Annotated in this window: 19 protein-coding genes and 1 pseudogene; 7 read left to right on the forward strand and 13 right to left on the reverse strand. The window is 38.2% G+C overall.

What is annotated here, in order from left to right; translation table 11 throughout:
- Nucleotides 1-208 precede the first annotated feature (208 nt).
- Complete coding sequence (locus tag P20429_RS13815) at nucleotides 209-1,195, reverse strand: Gfo/Idh/MocA family protein (protein WP_007581816.1); 987 nt, start codon at nucleotides 1,193-1,195, stop codon at nucleotides 209-211.
- Between the two features lie 40 nt (nucleotides 1,196-1,235).
- Nucleotides 1,236-2,246: an AraC family transcriptional regulator gene (locus P20429_RS13810; protein WP_007581817.1), complete on the reverse strand. Its 1,011-nt coding sequence runs from the start codon at nucleotides 2,244-2,246 to the stop codon at nucleotides 1,236-1,238.
- A gap of 102 nt (nucleotides 2,247-2,348) precedes the next feature.
- On the opposite strand from P20429_RS13810, the gene P20429_RS13805 reads away from it, so the two are divergent.
- A complete protein-coding gene (locus tag P20429_RS13805; protein WP_007581818.1) occupies nucleotides 2,349-3,953 on the forward strand; it encodes a GMC family oxidoreductase in 1,605 nt (534 codons plus the stop codon).
- Nucleotides 3,954-3,980: 27 nt separating this feature from the next.
- Here the strand turns inward: P20429_RS13805 and P20429_RS13800 are convergent, their stop codons facing one another.
- The 3 genes from P20429_RS13800 to P20429_RS13790 form a co-directional block, all read right to left on the reverse strand.
- Entirely contained in the window at nucleotides 3,981-4,796 is an 816-nt protein-coding gene (locus P20429_RS13800; RefSeq protein ID WP_007581819.1) for a class I SAM-dependent methyltransferase, read from the reverse strand.
- A gap of 3 nt (nucleotides 4,797-4,799) precedes the next feature.
- Entirely contained in the window at nucleotides 4,800-5,201 is a 402-nt protein-coding gene (locus tag P20429_RS13795) for a hypothetical protein (protein WP_002960599.1), read from the reverse strand.
- A 67-nt stretch (nucleotides 5,202-5,268) separates the two neighbouring features.
- Complete coding sequence (locus P20429_RS13790) at nucleotides 5,269-5,688, reverse strand: DUF3429 domain-containing protein (protein ID WP_007581820.1); 420 nt, start codon at nucleotides 5,686-5,688, stop codon at nucleotides 5,269-5,271.
- Between the two features lie 282 nt (nucleotides 5,689-5,970).
- Here P20429_RS13790 and ahpC point away from each other — a divergent pair, with 282 nt between their 5' ends.
- Both ahpC and ahpF read left to right on the forward strand, forming a co-directional pair.
- Nucleotides 5,971-6,540: an alkyl hydroperoxide reductase subunit C gene (gene ahpC / locus P20429_RS13785; RefSeq protein WP_007581822.1), complete on the forward strand. Its 570-nt coding sequence runs from the start codon at nucleotides 5,971-5,973 to the stop codon at nucleotides 6,538-6,540.
- A 156-nt stretch (nucleotides 6,541-6,696) separates the two neighbouring features.
- Nucleotides 6,697-8,271 (forward strand): alkyl hydroperoxide reductase subunit F, encoded by a 1,575-nt coding sequence (gene ahpF / locus P20429_RS13780; protein ID WP_007581823.1) that lies wholly within the window; start codon nucleotides 6,697-6,699, stop codon nucleotides 8,269-8,271.
- Nucleotides 8,272-8,388: 117 nt separating this feature from the next.
- On the opposite strand, the gene P20429_RS19285 is transcribed toward ahpF, so the two are convergent.
- The 4 genes from P20429_RS19285 to P20429_RS13765 form a co-directional block, all read right to left on the reverse strand.
- Nucleotides 8,389-8,649 carry a hypothetical protein gene (locus P20429_RS19285; RefSeq protein ID WP_033026456.1) on the reverse strand — a complete coding sequence of 87 codons (261 nt, stop codon included), beginning with the start codon at nucleotides 8,647-8,649 and terminating at the stop codon, nucleotides 8,389-8,391.
- Between the two features lie 40 nt (nucleotides 8,650-8,689).
- Nucleotides 8,690-10,711 carry a GAF domain-containing hybrid sensor histidine kinase/response regulator gene (locus P20429_RS13775; RefSeq protein WP_007581824.1) on the reverse strand — a complete coding sequence of 674 codons (2,022 nt, stop codon included), beginning with the start codon at nucleotides 10,709-10,711 and terminating at the stop codon, nucleotides 8,690-8,692.
- A gap of 410 nt (nucleotides 10,712-11,121) precedes the next feature.
- Nucleotides 11,122-11,343 (reverse strand): hypothetical protein, encoded by a 222-nt coding sequence (locus P20429_RS13770; protein ID WP_007581825.1) that lies wholly within the window; start codon nucleotides 11,341-11,343, stop codon nucleotides 11,122-11,124.
- 206 nt (nucleotides 11,344-11,549) lie between these two features.
- A complete protein-coding gene (locus P20429_RS13765) occupies nucleotides 11,550-12,323 on the reverse strand; it encodes an undecaprenyl-diphosphate phosphatase (RefSeq protein WP_007581826.1) in 774 nt (257 codons plus the stop codon).
- Nucleotides 12,324-12,559: 236 nt separating this feature from the next.
- On the opposite strand from P20429_RS13765, the gene P20429_RS19290 reads away from it, so the two are divergent.
- From P20429_RS19290 to P20429_RS13755, 3 genes are read left to right on the forward strand one after another with little or no spacing between them, the layout of a single operon-like run.
- Nucleotides 12,560-12,847 carry a hypothetical protein gene (locus tag P20429_RS19290; protein WP_033026460.1) on the forward strand — a complete coding sequence of 96 codons (288 nt, stop codon included), beginning with the start codon at nucleotides 12,560-12,562 and terminating at the stop codon, nucleotides 12,845-12,847.
- A complete protein-coding gene (locus tag P20429_RS13760; protein WP_007581828.1) occupies nucleotides 12,844-14,439 on the forward strand; it encodes a PepSY domain-containing protein in 1,596 nt (531 codons plus the stop codon). Before P20429_RS19290 ends, P20429_RS13760 begins: the two co-directional genes overlap by 4 nt.
- Nucleotides 14,436-14,681, forward strand: coding sequence for a hypothetical protein (locus tag P20429_RS13755; RefSeq protein WP_007581829.1), 246 nt, complete (start codon nucleotides 14,436-14,438; stop codon nucleotides 14,679-14,681). Before P20429_RS13760 ends, P20429_RS13755 begins: the two co-directional genes overlap by 4 nt.
- Before the next feature lie 9 nt (nucleotides 14,682-14,690).
- Here P20429_RS13755 and P20429_RS20840 read toward each other — a convergent pair.
- Nucleotides 14,691-14,825 (reverse strand): annotated as a pseudogene (locus P20429_RS20840) (DUF6363 domain-containing protein); the annotation flags it as partial.
- 101 nt (nucleotides 14,826-14,926) lie between these two features.
- On the opposite strand from P20429_RS20840, the gene P20429_RS13750 reads away from it, so the two are divergent.
- Nucleotides 14,927-15,799 carry an SMP-30/gluconolactonase/LRE family protein gene (locus tag P20429_RS13750; protein WP_007581830.1) on the forward strand — a complete coding sequence of 291 codons (873 nt, stop codon included), beginning with the start codon at nucleotides 14,927-14,929 and terminating at the stop codon, nucleotides 15,797-15,799.
- A gap of 34 nt (nucleotides 15,800-15,833) precedes the next feature.
- Here the strand turns inward: P20429_RS13750 and P20429_RS13745 are convergent, their stop codons facing one another.
- The 3 genes from P20429_RS13745 to P20429_RS13735 all read right to left on the reverse strand — a co-directional run bounded on the left by P20429_RS13745 (nucleotide 15,834) and on the right by P20429_RS13735 (nucleotide 18,833).
- Nucleotides 15,834-16,289, reverse strand: a complete 456-nt coding sequence (locus P20429_RS13745) for an NfeD family protein (protein WP_007581831.1) — start codon at nucleotides 16,287-16,289, stop codon at nucleotides 15,834-15,836.
- Nucleotides 16,290-16,310: 21 nt separating this feature from the next.
- Nucleotides 16,311-17,264: a slipin family protein gene (locus P20429_RS13740; protein ID WP_007581832.1), complete on the reverse strand. Its 954-nt coding sequence runs from the start codon at nucleotides 17,262-17,264 to the stop codon at nucleotides 16,311-16,313.
- Between the two features lie 117 nt (nucleotides 17,265-17,381).
- Nucleotides 17,382-18,833 (reverse strand): diguanylate cyclase domain-containing protein, encoded by a 1,452-nt coding sequence (locus P20429_RS13735; RefSeq protein ID WP_007581833.1) that lies wholly within the window; start codon nucleotides 18,831-18,833, stop codon nucleotides 17,382-17,384.
- Between the last annotated feature and the right edge of the window lie 204 nt (nucleotides 18,834-19,037).

The raw sequence follows: 19,037 nt of genomic DNA on the forward strand, positions 1-19,037 counted from the left end.
TTATTGAATAATAAATATTGGTAATAAACCGAATTTGGTTTGTTAGTGTTAAGTTTGCTGTAGAAGTATTTGATTGCCCATGGATGGGGATCGCTATTTTTAAATGTGTTTGTAAAGTGTGTTTTGTAAAATGTGTAGTTGTACGGGAGCTATTTAAGCTTTCTTCTGGGCGTTAACTGTCGTTGGTTAACGCCCATATTTTATTTAATTAGTCGTTAGGGTACACAACGCCAAGCTGTTTGCGCGCTTCATCAAGTACGCTCATTACGTTACTGGCTAAAATATGTGTATTAACGGGTGACTCAAGAATATTTTGCTTCACTAACGCCATAAAATGTTCAACTTCGTATTTCATAAAGTGCTCATCAAACGGCTGGGATATAACCTCTACCTCACCATTATTAGCAATAAACTCCACCTTTTTGAGTTGCGATACGGCTTCTATACGTATGCGTCCAAGCTCGCCTTGTATTTCGGTTATGTTGTCGCCTTGCGATATTTTAGAGTAGCTAATAACGGCTTGTTTATCTGCGTAGTTTAGTAATACATCGCCCGCACCATCTACACCTGTATCAAGTAATACGCCACTGGCACTTACGCTTTGCGGCGCTCCCCAAAGTGCAATTAATAAATACAGTGGGTAAATCCCTAAATCAACTAAAGCACCATTAGCAAACTCGGGTAAAAACGTATTTGGACGCTCGCCATTTTTATATTTATCGTAACGCGATGAATATTGACTGTATTGCCCAATATATTTACGTGGTGTGCCAATTTTTACCATTGCCTGTTGCAGCCGTGCAAAGTTAGGCAAGTGAGTGGTCATCATGGCTTCCATGTAAAGGCGCTGATGTTTTTTTGCTGTAGCTATAATGCTTGCAAGCTCTTTAGAATTGGCTGCTGATGGTTTTTCGCCAAGGACATGTTTACCCGCTTCTAGGCACATAACGGCATATTGTTTGTGTAAGCTGTTAGGGGCGGCTATGTAGACAGCATCGACATTGCGATCTTGGCATACTTGCTCGATTGAGGTGAAAATTTTTGCTTGTGCATTTTGTGGGTGTTTGGCTAAAAATGCTTCGCCGCTTGATACTGCGCGCGAGCACACCCCATATAAATTAAAATCGTTTAACGTATTTGCAGCGGCTAACAGTGTGTCGCTAATAAAATTGGTGCCAACAATAACAAAGTTCATGCTCACTCCTTAGCTTAAATAAAAATAATAATAAGAGTGTTTAGTTTAACATTTTTTTAGTCCTATATGCTCGAGGAGAACATCCAAACCAGCGTTTAACATTAACACTTAGCGTTGCTTGTTCCTGATACCCTAAAAGCTCAGATATGGTTGATATTGTAAATTGGTTTTGCGCTAAATAGTGTGCAGCTAAAGCGCGACGAGTGGCATCTTTAAGTTTTACAAAGCTCGTATTATGTTTGATAAGTTCTCGATGCAGAGTACGCGGGTGCATACCCAGCGCAGCTGAAATAGTTTGGTTACTACATTGATAAATAGGAAGCATAGGCCTAATTAGTGCACTAACTTGGTTGGGCAATGGTTGTGTGTGTTCTTTGTTTTTTGCCAAGAAGCTTAGCGCCGCTTGTACTTTATTTAGTTCAGGGTGATCAAGCTCAAGAGTTAAATCACTTTTTGAGATTACAATACCAGCGCTGTTGCGATGCTCTATAACGTTACAACCAAAGTAAGTGTTATAGGCGCGAGTATTAGTACTTAATTTTTTTGGCAAAAATATATTAATTGGTTTGCAGCGGTTATTACTCAGTTTTTTAATAACAGCCAATGCTAAACCAATGGTTAGCTCAATCACTTGGTTAATGTTCGGTAATGGTTTTAAATTAATTTCGAATGATAAAAACAAGCTTTTATCATTCTCTAAAGGGTGCGAGTTTAAGCTAAGTGCAGGGCTGTGCAAGTGAAGGTATTTAATAACCCAATTAAGTGCATCACCTAAAGTAGTACTACTTTTGGCTGCTATTGCAATATGTCCTAAAATATCAAAATTTTGTCTACTTGCGAGCTTAAGGCCAAAACTAGAACAATTGAACTTACAAGCACAGTACTCTAATAGCTCAGCGTAATCTCGATAAGGTAAATATTGGTTATCGAGATTTTTAAAGTCAACGTTATTAATATTACAGCTTTGCATTATTTCATGCGGATCGCCGCCAAATTCGCTAATTAGCGTGTCTATACCTTGTAATGACGTGGCTCTGATTAGGCTGCTCATGGTTAACCTCAAATAAACGATGTCTAAAAATATCAAGTTTTGTTGAGTTTTTCTATGCACTATTACTGCAAAAGCCGTTTAAAACTTTTATTAAGGTGCATCATGAACAATACAACATTTGATTACATTGTGATTGGCGCAGGTAGTGGCGGCTGCGTTATGGCATCGCGATTGTCTGAGGATAAAAATGTAAGTGTGTGCTTAATTGAAGCTGGCGGCAGTGATGACAGTGTATTTGTGCAAATGCCAGCAGGCATAGCAGCGAGTGTGCCTTATGGCATAAATAGCTGGCATTACAATACGGTGCCACAAAAAGAGCTTAATAACCGATGTGGTTTTGTGCCGCGTGGCAAAGTATTGGGTGGGTCAAGCTCGACTAATGCAATGGTTTACATAAGAGGTAATAAGTACGATTACGACCAATGGGCGGCTAATGGCAATACGGGATGGGATTTTGATAGTTTACTCCCGTACTTTATTAAAGCTGAGAACAATAAAGCGTTTATAAATAATGAGCTGCACGGGACAAAGGGTCTGCTACATGTACAAGAGCTAAATAACCCAAGTGATGTAAACCAGTATTTTTTAAATGCCTGTGCTGAGCAGGGCGTTAATTTAAGCGACGATATAAATGGCAAAGAGCAAAGCGGCGCACGTCTATCGCAGGTAACTCAGCACAATGGCGAACGTTGTAGTGCAGCAAAAGCATATTTAACACCGCATTTAAACCGTCCAAATTTAACGGTATTAACCCATAGCCACGTTAATAAAATAAATATAACCAATAAGATAGCGCAAGGCGTGCAAATAGAGCGTAATAAAGAGGTTATTAATTTACGTGCTAAAAAAGAGGTAATACTTAGTGCAGGCGCTATTAATTCGCCGCAAATATTAATGCTTTCAGGTATTGGCCCAAAAGAGCAGTTAAGTGCACATAACATTAAGGTTCAGCACGTACTTGAAGGTGTTGGCGCTAATTTACAAGATCACTTAACGGTAGTGCCACTTTATAAATCAAAAACAAATAAAGGCACATTTGGTATAAGCCCGCTAGGCATTGCCAGCATTATAAAAGGCTGTGTTAACTGGTTTAGTAAACGAGAAGGGCGATTAACCAGTAACTTTGCAGAGTCGCACGCGTTTATTAAATTATTTGAAGGCTCGCCAGCGCCCGATGTGCAGCTAGAATTTGTAATTGGGCTGGTGGACGATCATAGTCGTAAATTACACACTGGGCATGGTTACAGTATACACAGCAGTATTATGCGCCCTAAAAGCCGAGGTACTATTACATTAGCTGATAACAACCCACGTAGTGCTCCACTTATTGACCCTAATTACTTAAGCCATCCAGATGATTTAACTGTAATGCTTGCAGGCCTTAGAAAAACACTCACTATTATGCAAAGCAAAGCTTTTGATAACATACGCGGTAAAATGCTCTATCCGCTTGATATAAATAATGATGATCAGCTAATTGAGTTTATACGCCAAACTGCAGATACCGAATATCACCCAGTCGGGACATGTAAAATGGGGCAGGACTCAATGGCAGTGGTGGATACTAATTTGCGAGTACACGGGGTAAGTAACTTACGCGTAGTCGATGCGTCGATTATGCCTACCATTATTACCGGCAACACAAATGCACCGGTAATTGCGATTGCTGAAAAAGCAGCTGATTTAATTAAACACGAAAAGGTGTAATTAAATAAACTGTAGTAGGGCTATTTATTAGCTATAAAACTCATTTAGCCATTGTTGCCAATCGCTTTCAAGATGTAGCATTTGCTGATGCTTTTTAGCGTTTAGATGCTTGGTTTCGTCCTCGCTTGCCATATAGGGTCCAACGCGGCAAAGGGGGCAATGGTTAGATGTTAAGTATGCAGGTTTGGTAAGACGTGAGCTTAATTCGCTAGTATGTGTATCAATACTTTTTGGGCTGAAAACGTAAGTTATGCCGCTGGTGTCTTTTACGTGTTTGTCGCGGTCAACATTACGAATTTTATAACCTTCAAAATGGCTAATATCAAATGGGATTTGGCCTAAATAATCAGCGTTTAAACCGTTATTTAAACTCCCTTCTATATTCCATTCTCGATAAGGTTTTACATCCTTTGAAGTTATGTAGCAGAGCATTGGGCCATTTTTATCAAGCGCGTATTCGTTAGCGTATTTAATAAATTGATGCAGCAAAGCGCGGTTTAATACGTTCATACTGGTTTGGCGCGTGTTGTTTTCAAACGCTTCACGGCCAACAAATGCAGGTATAAGCGGAAACTGAAAAATAACCACGTCAAAGCTGTGCTGGTTTTCACTTAGAGTTTGCCAACACGCGGGATTTGTTACATCAAAACTATTAAGTATCTCAACGTTATGGGCTTTTAAGTTGCTAAGTGCATTGTGCTGGTACTTTTGCTCAATAGTCGTTTGGTCATCGTAAGTGGATGCAACCAAAGCTTTTGGCGATAGATGAGTGTAAATAGCGTTCGAAAAAGATAAATCGCCATCGCCTACGGTGAGTATTCGCCATTGAGGATTTAAATACATATTTTATTTAGCGTTTATGTTTGTAGCAGTATTATTTATATCGCTATTTGTTTGTGAGTCTTTTGCTAGTAAACGATGAAACGCAAGTCTGGTTTTTAACCCTTCAATTGCGATTTGTTTAATAATAAGATTAAAGGTAATTAAAATGGCAAAGGCAATATGAATAGGGCCGTGAGTAAATCCTGCATCTGTATCGTACAGTGTTAAACCAAATAGCAAAAATAAGACGACTAAGAAAATTTCGAGTAATTGACTTGAATAAAAGCTTAAACGACCTTCGCTTTTATGATCTTTTTTAATGCGAATAGCACAAAAAAATGGGATCACTTTGATTTTAAATGCAGCGTTTTTTTCTACGTAGTTTTCGCCAAGTTCGTCGAGTTGTTGGCGTAGTTGGTCAATCATGGTGTGTCCTCAAATAGCAGTGCGCGGATATTACCTTATTACCACGCAATATTTAAGTTTACAGCTGCTATTTAGGGTAAATACTCATACCAATAGTAAGGATATGACACACAAACACAACAGAGGTAAGTACTACACGCATTTTTTGATAATCTTTATGATAGGTTTGCCATTGCGGCGTGGCTTTTTCAAATATAAGTACTAACCAAAAACTAGCACCTAGCCAAGCCAGTGCCCACTCTACAGGTAAAAATGATAAAAATGGAACTGGGATAACAGGTAATATCGCTTTAATTGCATTGCTATGGCTTTGCTCTCCGGCACGCCACAAGCTACCTGCCATAAATGCTAAAATGGCGATACTGTAAAAGGTAAAAAACTCTAAGTTAAGGCTATTACTGCCAAACATAAGTGGCCAACCCACACACCCTAAAAACGGGATTAAGCCTAAGTAACCTAGTTGTATGTGGTTAAAAAATTTTTCCATTACGGCGTGCCTTATATTTAATGACTTATTTGAAGCGCAGCTATTGTAGCAGTATTGCGATTAGCGATCTTAATAATTCGCCAGCGTTTACAATCCAAATAATGCTTACGATAACAGGGATTATATAGTTCAATCCAAAAAACCGATTGTTTTAATCTAAACAATCAATTTTATTTAATTATCCATTAGCCTTATTGTATTAACCAAGCCAACGCAGAAGGTCGTTTTAAACGAGAGCGTTGATTACTTTTTAAATACATTAAATATAGATGAGGAAATACCATGAGCACTTCATTAATCAATACTAAATTACAACCATTCAATGCAACCGCTTACCACAACGGTGACTTTGTAGAATTGTCTGAAAAAGATGTTCTAGGTAAATGGTCAATCTTCTTCTTTTACCCAGCAGACTTTACATTTGTATGTCCTACTGAACTTGGTGATGTTGCAGATTATTACGCACAACTTCAAGAAATGGGCGTAGAAGTTTACTCAGTATCTACTGACACTCACTTCACTCACAAAGCATGGCACGATACGTCAGACACAATTGGTAAAATTACTTACCCAATGATTGGCGACCCAACAGGGCGTATTACTCGTAGCTTTGGCGTAATGATTGAAGAAGAAGGCTTAGCACTTCGCGGTACATTTGTAATGAACCCAGAAGGCGAAATTAAAATTATCGAAACTCACGATTTAGGTATTGGCCGTAGCGCTAAAGAACTTGTTCGTAAAGTACAAGCTGCACAATACATTGCAACTCACGACGGTGAAGTTTGTCCTGCATCTTGGCAGCCAGGTGAAGACACACTTGCACCTTCACTAGACCTAGTTGGTAAAATCTAAGTATAGATTTATTCCTACTATAAGGGCAGGTAACTGCCCTTAAATCAACGAACATCCGTTTGTTGGTGCCTCCTATATATCAATATACTTGTTTAAGCACATGCATTATTTGGCATGGGAGGCTTGCTGTTTAAATTTTCCTAAAAGGGTTAAGCCATGTTAGATAACAACATAAAAAATCAATTAAAAAGCCATTTTGAATCGCTTACTCAACCTGTTGAGCTGCTTATTGCCTTGGATGACAGCAAAAAATCAGCAGAAGTAGAAAGCTTAGCGAACGATTTAGCCTCACTGAGCGATAAATTTACGGTAATGAACAACCCAGATACAAGCGCGCGTCGCCCGTCAATGGTTGTACATTCACCTATTAAAAACACTCATATTACGTTTGCAGGCGTACCTATGGGCCACGAATTCACAAGTTTAGTGTTAGCTCTTTTACATACTGGCGGACACGCAAGTAAAGCTAAAAGCGAAGACATTGAACAAATACAATCGCTTACTCAAGAACTTAACTTTGAAGTATATATAAGTTTAAGTTGCCAAACGTGCCCGCAAGTAGTGCAAGCACTTAATACTATGGCGGCGACAAACAGCAATATTAAAGCGACCATGATTGATGGCGCATTATTTCAAGACGAAGTAGAAGAGCGAAATATTTTAGCTGTACCGGCTGTATATTTAAATGGCGAACCATTTAGCCAAGGTGCACTAAGCCTTACCGACATACTCAATAAAGTAGATAGCAAAGGGGCACAGCGCCAAGCTCAATCGCTAAGTAAAAAAGATAAATTTGATGTACTTGTAATTGGTGGCGGGCCTGCGGGCGCATCGGCTGCGATTTACTCAGCACGAAAAGGGTTAAATACAGGTATTGTTGCCGACAGATTTGGTGGACAAGTTGCAGATACATTAGCAATAGAAAACTTTATTTCGATTAAGGCGACTGAAGGGCCAAAATTGGTTGCCCAGCTTGAAGAGCACGTTAAAGAATACGATGTAGATGTAATGCATAATCAGCGTGCAGCGGCACTTGGTTATAACAATGGCTACGAAATTACACTAGAAAATGGCGCAGTACTCAAAGCTAAGTCGCTCGTACTTGCCACTGGTGCACGTTGGCGCGAAATGAACGTACCAGGGGAGCAAGAATATCGCGGCCATGGTGTGGCATATTGCCCACATTGTGATGGCCCTTTATTTAAAGGAAAACCTGTTGCCGTAATTGGCGGTGGTAATTCAGGTATAGAAGCAGCAATCGATTTAGCTAATATTGTGCAAAGTGTTACGGTACTTGAGTTTGCAGACACACTACGTGCTGATGAAGTGCTTATTCGTAAAGCTAAAAGCATGGCTAATATTACCATTATCAAAAGTGCACAAACTACCGAAGTACTTGGTGATGGTAAAAAAGTAACTGGCTTAATGTACACAGATAGAGTGTCGGGAGAGAGTAAAGAGCTTGAACTTGCCGGTATATTTGTACAAATAGGCTTAATACCAAATACCGAATGGTTAAAAGACAGCGACCTTGAATTAAGCAAATTTGGTGAAATACTGATTGATGCTAAAGGCGCAACTTCACTACCAGGAATTTACGGCGCGGGGGATGCAACCAATACTCCGTTTAAACAAATTATTATTGCAATGGGCAGCGGTGCAACAGCAAGTTTAGGTGCATTTGATTATTTAATTCGTCACTCTGAAGAAGCTGATCAAAGCGCTGCTTAATGTAATTAGTAAAAACTCTCTTGATATAACAGCAAGGCTACACCCATAGCTGTTTGTTAACCCAAGCCGCCCTTCTCCAAAGGCGGCTTTTTTAATGCTTAAGAATTAGCACACGATTTAATCGCACCCACCACCAGAATCACCGCCGCTACAATTTGTATGAGAATGCGATGAGTTACTGCTAGAGGAAACTGATGAGTCACTGCCAGTATAAGCGGATGATCCACGTGATGGCTTAGCACTGATAAATGTAACTAACAGCAATACGCCTGATACGATAACTATTGTTATTGATGAGCTCCATTGCCCAGTGGAAACGCCTTTAAATACTGCAACAATAAGTACTGTTAGTAATATAGTTCTAATTATGTTTTTCATTTTATGTTCTTATTTTTTACCAGTGGCAGTGCAGTAAAAATTAGCTGATTTTTACGGTATGCTCAAGCGCATTAATAACCGCTTTTTCAAGTATGGGTAGTTTAAACGGTTTTGATATAAACATATCCATACCGGCTTGTTTGCAGGCAAGTTTGTCTTGTGATGAAGTATTAGCAGTTATAGCCACTATGTAGGTTTCTTCATGCGAGCAGATGTTTTCTGATCTAAGCTGCTTTGTTGCCTCAAATCCATCGAGTATGGGCATTATGCAGTCCATAAAAATAAGGTCATAATGCTTTTGGCGACATTTTAATACAGCATCTTGGCCATCAACTGCTGAGTCTGCTTTAATATTAAGCTTGCCTAAAGAGGCATGAAGTACTAACCGATTGATGTCGTTATCATCGACTACAAGCACTGATAGTTCACTGCCGTTGATATCTAACGTTGATTTAAGGCTTTCTTGTTTTTGTTCTGTCCCTTTCTCAATAGGAATATTTACTAAAAACGTAGTGCCTTTATTAGGTGTACTTTTTACCTTTATTTTTCCGCCCATATATTCAACAAGCTCTTTTACTATTGCAAGGCCAAGGCCTGTTCCACCTTTTGAATTCTTAGCATCTACTTCTTGAGAAAAAGGAGAAAACAGTGATTCTAAAAAGTTTTTACTCATTCCTCGGCCTGTATCAGACACTTCAATATTTAAACTTAGCTTATTTTTTATTTTAGAAAGGCTGGTGTTTAATGTAACTGAACCATTTTCAGTAAATTTAAGTGCATTACTCAGTAAATTAGAAGCAATCTGGCTAAGGCGTGTGTTGTCGCTAAACGCCCAGCAGTTGTCATCAATTGTATTATTTACTTGTAGCGTTACATGCGTGTTTTTAAATAGAGGTGTATACAAAGAAGTTAAATCGGTAAAAATTGTTTTTAGTAAAAAGTCAGTAGGTTCAAGCTTTAGCTCACCATGATTAATTTTAGAAAAATCGAGCACTTCGTTAATAATACTAAGTAAAATATCGGCGCTTCTAAGTCCTATTTTAATTTTTTCAGCGCGAACTTCTTCACTGTGTTCATCAACTAATGTGGTTAGCATACCTGTAATGCCATTCAGTGGGGTTCTTAATTCGTGGCTGATTTTAGCAAATAGCATGCTTCTGTCTTCAAGTAGGCGCTCTGCTTGAGCTTGCTTTTGTTTAAGCTCTTCTCGGAGCATTACTGACTCGGTTACATCTTGGCAGGTGCCAAATAATCGGACACATCGGCCTTCATCAAATTCGGCCTCACCAAAGGTAGCCACCCATAAATGTTTATTTTTAGCGGTTACTATTTCTAGTTCTAGATTCCATTTTTTGCCTTTTTCTATGGCTAATTCTACCGCGCGAGTAATGCCTTCACGACTTGGACCTTCTTTATAAAACTCGACTGCAGAATTCATTTGCGGTTGAAATTGTTCATCCACCTCATGTATGAGGTATGTTTGTTCGCTCCAGGTAATTTTATCGGAGATTAGATCAACCTCCCACGTACCTATATTTGCAACGTGTTCTAACTTTAATAAAGTATTACTATTTTTTATGAGTTGTTCTTTAGCTTGGGTGCGAGCAAATTCCGAACCAAGCCATTGTGCAAATAACTCAATATAATCATAGGCTGCATCATTAAAAGCTGGAGAGCTGTTTATGGATGAAAAGTTAACGGTACCAAATATTTTTTCACCAATTTTTATTGGCGCGCCAATATAAGACTCTAACTGAAAGTTTATATAACAGGGGTGGTTTGCAATTGCGCTTTGAGATGCTTTATGAAAGGCAAGTGCAGAGCCTGCAGCGAGCGTATGTACGCAATAGGTGCCTTGTAATTCAAACACGGTACCGGGTAAAAGTGAGTTGTCAGGGGTTTTGGCATATAAAACGGTGTAGCTGTTTTCATCTACTTTACTAATAATACCTAGCTCAAGGTCAAATACTTCTAACCCAAACACTAAGAGCTTATTAATTTTATTTTCAAAATCAAGAGATTGATTAGAAACTATATCGTGAAAACATCGTAAAAAATTCAAAAGAAAACACCCCGTAAGCTTTTGTTCAATTTATATAATACATAGGCCAATTAGGGCATTGGTATTAGTTTAAAATCCAGTTTAGCAGTTTTAATTACTAATAACTAAAATTGATACGTATTAAATTTTATAACCTTATGTTTTTATGAACTAAGTTAGTGGTTTATTAATAGTAGTAGGGCCTGTTGACCTTTCAGGATTAAAAATTGTCCCTAGGCAGAACCCAAAGGGCAGCGCATGTTTGGCATTTATGCTGCGTTATCGCCTATTTATGGGGAATAACTACACTACATAGGCTCTGCCTTGCCTAAATACCAAGCAGTCTGCTGCAAATTTAACCTCGAAAGATAAACAGGCCCTTGTATATAGCGCAGCATGCCGCCGAGCATATAATACTCAGCGGTATACTTTTAATACGTTGAATTTGGGGTATATTGCGGGTTGATATCGCCGCCTACTTCCTCTGGGTCAACATCGTTAATAAGCAGTGTTTCACGTACAGCTTCAATGTGATCAAGTACGCTTTGGTAGCGCTCGCCATATTCATACTTTGTCACCTCAATCGCTTTAGGCATGTAAGTAAAAGCTATTTTTAGGGCGTGGAGTGCTTCTTCGTTTATTTTTTCGCTCATAATATTCTCTTATGTGTAGGCTATAGTTAACCTGAGTTCTGGATAATAAATCTATCTCAAGCAGCTATTTTTAGCGCTAACTGCGTTGAATTTCCTTGCAATAGACCAGCTATTGACGCGTAAATTCGCCTTGTTTTCACCAAAAATTTCTAGCTAGAGAGAAACAGACTTAAATATCGTTATTATTTATAGTGTTTTTAAATCTCTTAACCAGAATTCAGGTTAGTTAGTAAAATAACACCAAATACGATTCGGTAAAGACCAAAACTAACAAAAGTGAAATTTTCTAGAAAGCGTATGAATAGTTTAATAGTAAAATAAGCGACTATAAAAGATGTTAAAAAGCCAACTGCAAGGGCAGTTAGGTCATCTAAGCTAAACTGTTGGTAATGTTTAAGTAAGTCGTACCCTGAGGCTGCTGCAAGTACAGGTAAACCAAGTAAAAATGAAAATTCAGCGCTGGCTTTTCGGTTTAAACCACACAACATGGCACCAACAATAGAACTTCCAGCACGACTAGTCCCTGGAATTAACGCAAATACTTGTGCTACGCCAATCCAAAGAGCTTGTTTATAAGTAACTTGGGTTACATCGGTAGTTGTGCAGTGAGTCTCTTTATAACTGCGCTCTAATAGTAAAAAAATCACACCGCCTACAATAAACATAACACCTACTACTGGTACGCTAAACAGTGTTTTTATTACATCACTAAATATAAAACCAATAATACCCAAAGGAATAAATGCAATGGCAACTTTCACCCATAAATTGAAATGTTTAGGGCTAAACTTGTCTTTATAGTTGGCTAGTACCGCTAAAATGGCGGCAAGCTGGATAATTACTTCGAAGGCGAGGTTAGCATCTGTTGATTCAATGCCTAACCACTTTGACGCTACAATTAAGTGCCCAGTTGATGATATGGGTAAAAATTCTGTTATACCTTCAATAATACCTAAAATAATCGCGTTAATTATATCCACGGTTTATTGCTTCCTGAAAAATTAAAAAGCCCGAACTCGGCTTAACTGAAATGACGCATTACTGCGTACCTAAATTGCGAGGCGTAGCATAAAAGCTCTTAAGGTAAACCAACAGTGTTTTTAGACTTAATTTGTTTAATAAATTGCATTAAGTATTAAATGCACAATATAATAGCAATTGTTATCATTTGCATGTGCTGTTTTGTATATGTTTGGGCAAATTTATTGAGCGAATAATGAATAATAAAAAAACGTTTACAGCTACACGGCGAAGGCACTTAATTGCGTGTGTATTAGCGCTAGTTACTGCGGTAATAATGATTCCGGGTATGACAACCTATTTACCGTTTCAAATGAATGAACAAATATTACTGCCTATTTTACTCTTTCCTATTATTTGGACTGCGTTGTTTATTTATGCGTATTTGGCGCAAAAAGCATGGCAACCTTTTGTAGTAATGATTGCATTGTGTGTATTACATGGTTTATTGAGTTTTTGGGCGTTAACGCAGGGGCAGGGATGAAGTCGATTACTTTAAAAAAGCTATTTTTATTACATAGTTGGGTAGGAATTATTACTGCGGTACTGCTATTTATTGTTGCATTTAGCGGCGCATTAGCGGTGCTGTCTCGCCCAGAGTTAAAAATATGGGCTAATCCAGAACTACAATCTAGCCAACACGTTGCCAGCGCGCAAATTAGCCGACTAGTAAACGAATACCATAAAAAAGTACCTAGTGAATTTGGCGAAAACATTCATGTGTTTTTACCAAGTGGGCATAACTTTCATTTATTAACGTTGGTATTTGAATCTCACCATGGGGATGAAAATTACGACCAAGAGGTAGCCAGAGTATTTCAGTTTCATCCCGATACGTTAGCGCTGGAAAATACTTACTATGGGCCTAGTAAAGAGTTTTACGCTAATAAAAAAACGGATGCGCCAACTTATATAGGTGAGTTTCATGCAGATTTGCATTTAGGGCGACCAATTGGGTTAATACTCACTGGTTTTTTAGGTTTAACGCTTTTAGTAAGTGCAGTGACAGGCTTGTTTATTCATCGCAAATTGATAAAAGAGCTCTTTACGTTTAGGCGAGATAAAGAGTTAGATATTGCAGTAAGCGATGCTCATAAGGTTATAGGTATTTGGGGCAGCGTATTTAATATTGTGATTGGTTTTACAGGATCATTTTTAGGGCTCGCGACCATTATTTTACTACCAGCAGCTGCGTTTGTGAGCTTTGGTGGCGATCAAGATAAGTTAATAGAAACGTTTACCGCTATTCCTGAGCCTGTAGTTAGCCACATTAAGCAACCTACAAAAATAGACACTATTTTAGAGCATGCTCATAGTCGTTACCCTGAAGCAATAATTAGGGATGTCACAATAATGGCGCATAACGATGCGAATGCGCAGGTATATTTGCGTTTGTTAGGTGGCGAGGCTGTTGCTTCTCAGTTACTGCATTATCAGGGCAATGGTGAGTTTGTGCAGTCGATGAGTAGTTTTGGTGATATTTCAGGTGTTTCGATAAAAGTAATTGAGTTGATGTTTCCGCTGCACTTTGGGAACTTTGCAGGAGTGTTTGTAAAATTACTTTGGGTATTGCTTGGCTTAAGTACTGCGCTTTTACCTATTTCGGGCATGATGATGTGGCTAACAAAGCGCACACGTGGCAGTAGCCCTTCACTGAGTATGCAGGCATATGCACGCTGGAATCGTTTTATTATTGGCAGTTGTGGCGGTTTGGTATTAGCAAGCTTTGTGCTATTTCCTGTGCAAGTTTTACTTAATTATAGCGTTGTTGGTGTGGCGCAAAATAGCTTTTTTGGACCCGTGTTCTTTTATACGTGGTTGGCATGGTTACTATTAAGTGTATTGCCCATAGGTTATAAAAACTACTTTAAGCTGACTCTTTTACTATGCGGCGCTTCGCTTGCTTTGGTGCTGCCACTTAATATTTTACTTGGCGTTAGCAATGTTATTAACCTTAATAGCTCGCTTGTCGCGGTAGTAGATATAAGCTTTATGGTGGTGGGTATCGTGTGTATGTTTGTTGCCTTAAAAATAAAAAACACACAAAAATTAAAAATTGAGGTACAACCCGCATGAACGAGCTACTAATTACAATTGCGATGGTGAGTTTACTACTCATGATGCTCAACCTACGAAAAAACACACTTACATTAGCGACTAAAACATTTTTAAGTGCACTGCTATTTGGTTTAGCGCTGATATGTTTTATGAGTGTTTACGGTATTTTAGGCGGTGCAATATGCACCGTTGTGGGAGCTATGTTAGCTGGTTTACTAACCGCAGTTATTGCGGGTAAAGCACCGCAATTATTAGGTTAAATAATGCAGTTATTTAGCTAAAAAGGCCTTAGCAGTATCAACTCCCATGTTGTAACCACTATTAAGTATTTCAAACTTTTTAGTGGTACGCCCAACTTTAAAATTAGCCGGTGGTGCAATGATATTGATTTTGCAGTCACTAGGGCGTGTTGATAAATTAAAGCCGGGTACGCATCGCGAAATTCACTGTTTTCTGGTAAGGTTTAGTATTACAAGGCTTTGTTAATAATAAAGAATAATTACTTATGTTTGATCCTAGCGTAACCATTTTTGAAAGCACACAGAATCAGCTTGCAGAAAGTCCTCTTTGGCACCCTATGCTGAATACTTTTTTTTGGGTCGACATAAATAAAAAATTACTTTTAAGCAAAAAAATACACAGCGAAAGCCAACTAAAAACAGTTAATATGCCCGATACACTCAGTGCAATAGCGTGGATTGATGAGCAGCACTTGTTGCTAGGTACAAGTACTGGTTTATACAAATACCATATTAATTCGTGCACTCGCCACCTTATTCTTAATATTGAAAATACGCAACTAAATAGGCGTTCAAACGACGGCCGCGCTGATCCATGGGGTGGTTTTTGGTTAAGTACAATGGACGTAAATGCTAAAAAGGGTGACGGTAAAATATACCGTTATTATAAACACCAGCTTAAAGTCGTTGTAAGTAACTTGAGTATCCCAAATGGATTGTGCTTTGATAAGCCACGTTTACGCGGTTATTACTGCGACTCTTTAACGAGTTGTATTTATGTATTAGATTTGGATGAGCAAACTGGCGAACCTTGCTCTGAGCCACGTGTTTTTTATCAATTTAATAATACTGATGTTGACCCCGATGGCTGCGTAACCGACCAATTAGGTAATTTGTGGCTAGCTGTGTGGGGAATGGGGTGTGTTATGTGTTTATCCCCAGGCGGTGAGCTAATTAAAACAATAAAGCTTTGTGCAATAAAACCGACGTGCACTGCATTTGGTGGTGAAAATGCTGAATTGTTACTGGTGACATCGGCATTTGATGAATCGATTAATAATACTGTTAGTGAACAAGGCGCTGTATTTGAAATCTCAGGCATAAAAAACGGGCAGTTTGAGCCGCCCGTTTTACTGTAATTTATTATACACAGTGCTTGTTTTAAAGTGATGGTTAGCTTTTAGGCTTAACCCACATAACACCCACTTCTTTTTTGGTTACTAAAACCTCAGTACCGGCGCTAATTGGTTGCTCACTTTTGAGTTTCCAGCTAATACCTGAATATTGATGTGTAGTTAACCCTTGTTCTGTTACATCGCTAGTAAGTACAAAAGTAAGTTCAGCAAAATCACTATTCACTTGCTTTTTATCTACGCGATTTTGCATTTGTTTTAATGGTTTCCAAAGTACAACGGCCAAACCTGCTGTTACAACTGCATTACTCCAAAGGGCTGTTGCTAATGAGTCAGGTAAAATACCAAAACTCATTAATAATCCTGTAAGGAATAACGATAATCCAAAAAACAACAAAATAAATGTAGAAAGGCCAAGTACTGCTACTTCTATTATTAAAGCAACAATACCAAGTACCATAAGTGTTTGCGGTAAATTTTGCGTAATAAAATCCATACAAACCTCTTTATTTAGTTATTAACCCAAATGCTTTTTATTTAAGCTATTAATGATTGCCATACCTTGGGCAACCATTGAGCTTGCATCTGTCGCGTTGTCTGGCAGTAATACAATTGATGATTCACGAGCAATCGCTTCTTTAGCCGCGATTGCTTTAGTTGCTAAATCTAACTGAATTGCTTTTTGACCTTGCTCTGTATCTGCAGCTTCACCTATTTTAATAAGTGCATTTGCTTGTGCTTCTGCAACCGTAGTAATAGCTGTTGCTTCACCTTCAGCGCGTAAAATTTGCTCGGCTTTGTCGGCTTCAGCAGCAAGTACTTGTGCTTGTTTTTTACCTTCAGCAACGTTGATATTTGCTTGGCGATCACCTTCTGACTCTAAAATTTGAGCTCGTTTAACACGCTCAGCTTTCATTTGTGCTTCCATTGCTTCCATAATAGAGTTAGGCGGCACAATATCTTTAATTTCGTAGCGAAGTACTTGAATACCCCAAGGCTCAGATGCCTGGTTTATAGCTGCAACAATGTTGGTATTAAGTAAATCACGCTCTTCAAATGTTTTATCAAGCTCCATTTTACCTAATTCTGAACGCATTGTTGTTTGTGAAAGTTGTACAACTGCAAACGTATAGTCGTCAACGCCATACGTTGCTTTGTACGGGTCTAGTACTCTAAAGTACAGTACGCCATCAACTATAAGTGAGATGTTATCTTTAGTGATAGCTGACTGCGATGGTACATCTTGAGCTTGTTCTTTTAAGCTACGATCAGCCGAGATTCTATCAATAAATGGAATAATAAAGTTAAGGCCGGCTTCTTTAGTTGATTGGTATTTACCAAAACGTTCGATTAACCAGGCGCGGTTTTGTGGTACAAATTTAACGCTACTTTTTAAAAGCACGATAACAAAAACAAGTAAAAAAGCCTCAACAGTAAAAACCATATCGAGAATTTGTGTGACTGGATCCATTTAAACATTCCTTATAATAATTAAACGCTGAGTGGTTGTATTGTTTATAATTTCAGCGTGTATAGATTATCACTACAGCGAACTTTTAACCACTAAAACTCACTGTAACGCGCCGACTTAGTCGGTTTTTTTAAAACTGGCTATTTTATTTCTGCCTGCTTCTTTTGCGTTATAAAGGGCTATGTCGGCGTTAGTTATAACTTCTTTAGGTGTTGTTTTTTGATTGGGTATAAGGCTATAAAATCCGATACTCAAAGTGAGGTAATTACTAGCACTTGAAAAATTATGTTCAATTGCGAGTTCTGCGATTTTTTCCTGAATAAGAACAGCAAACCTTTGACAATGATCTGTGTCGACTGCAGGTAAAATTATCGCAAATTCTTCACCACCGAAACGAGCGGCTAAATCACCTTCACGTTTACAAAGATCATGCAGCGCTTTGGCAACTTGTTTTAACACTTCGTCACCTAGCTGATGCCCATAGTTATCGTTATAACGCTTAAAAAAATCAATATCACACATTATTAAACTAGTGGGTTCTTTATTACGTGCGCCGCGCTTAATTTCGCATTTTAAAGTTTGATCAAAACAGCGTCGGTTAGCAATGTTTGTAAGGCCATCAGTATTAACTTGTTTGTTAAGTTTATGATTGGCATTAATGAGTTGCTGCTGAGCTTGTTGTAGCTCTTGCTTGTAATTTAAATTTTTGAAAGCATTAGCAAGCATTTCACCTACTAACCTTAAGCGAATAAGGTCTAAATCAGTCCAGTTTCGCTTTTGAACAACGCAATCACAGCCTATAAAGCCAACGAGCTCTTTGTCATAACGTAGACCAATGCAAAGTACTGATTTTATTTTTTGTCGCTGGAAAATTGTTTTTTCGCTCATTGCTTGAATGGGTAACGACGTTACATCGTTAACTCTAAATAAGTGAGTACGTGCCATCAAACTAAAAAAGTAGGGGAGATCGCTTTTCGGAAGGTTTTGTAAGTCCTCTTTAAATGCTTGTATATCATTATTGACCCATTCGTGGGTGTTATTTATGGTTTTACCATCCTCGGCAAACTTAAAAAGATAACTTCTATCTGCGTGGCAAACGGTACCAATAGCTTTTAATGCGTAGTTGATATGCTTATCAACGTCGTCGTTTTGAATATCAATTAAGTCAGTTGATATGTTCGAAATAATATTATCAAAATCATATTGTTCATCTACATTATTATTCAATACATCGATTATAATAATGGAGCTTGAGTTAGGTAATTTTGCAAATTTTACATTGAGTAGCAATTTAGATACCTGTTTTGATAAAACAAACTGGCATTGGTTATTTGCAGTGAAATAATTAAAGAATAGCTCCTCGACTAATAGTTCTTTTTTACTGTGATGATTGGTTAAAGTGATGTGTGAAAAATCAATTTTATTAAAATGTGATTTATTTCTTAAGCCAAACAAGTCCTGTGCTTGGCTGTTAACTTTAAATATATTTTCATTGGCATCATAAAGTAATACACAAAACGGCAGTAACTCCAAGTTTCGCCATATTTCATTTGATAGGTTATTACTCACTCAACTCTCCATGTGTTTAAGCCACAATTAAATTGTTATCTATTGTATTTTTATTGTTTTTACTTGGGCGTGTTAATCGTCCTTAGATCGAGCTCAAAAGGCAGCGCATGTTTGGTATTTATGCTGCGTTATCGCCTATTTATGGGGAATAGCCACACTACATAGGCTCTGCCTTGCCTAAAAAACAAAAATACTGGTGTAAAT

The sequence above is a fragment of the Pseudoalteromonas sp. BSi20429 genome (assembly GCF_000238895.1).
In the GTDB taxonomy this organism is placed as follows: Bacteria; Pseudomonadota; Gammaproteobacteria; order Enterobacterales; family Alteromonadaceae; genus Pseudoalteromonas; species Pseudoalteromonas arctica.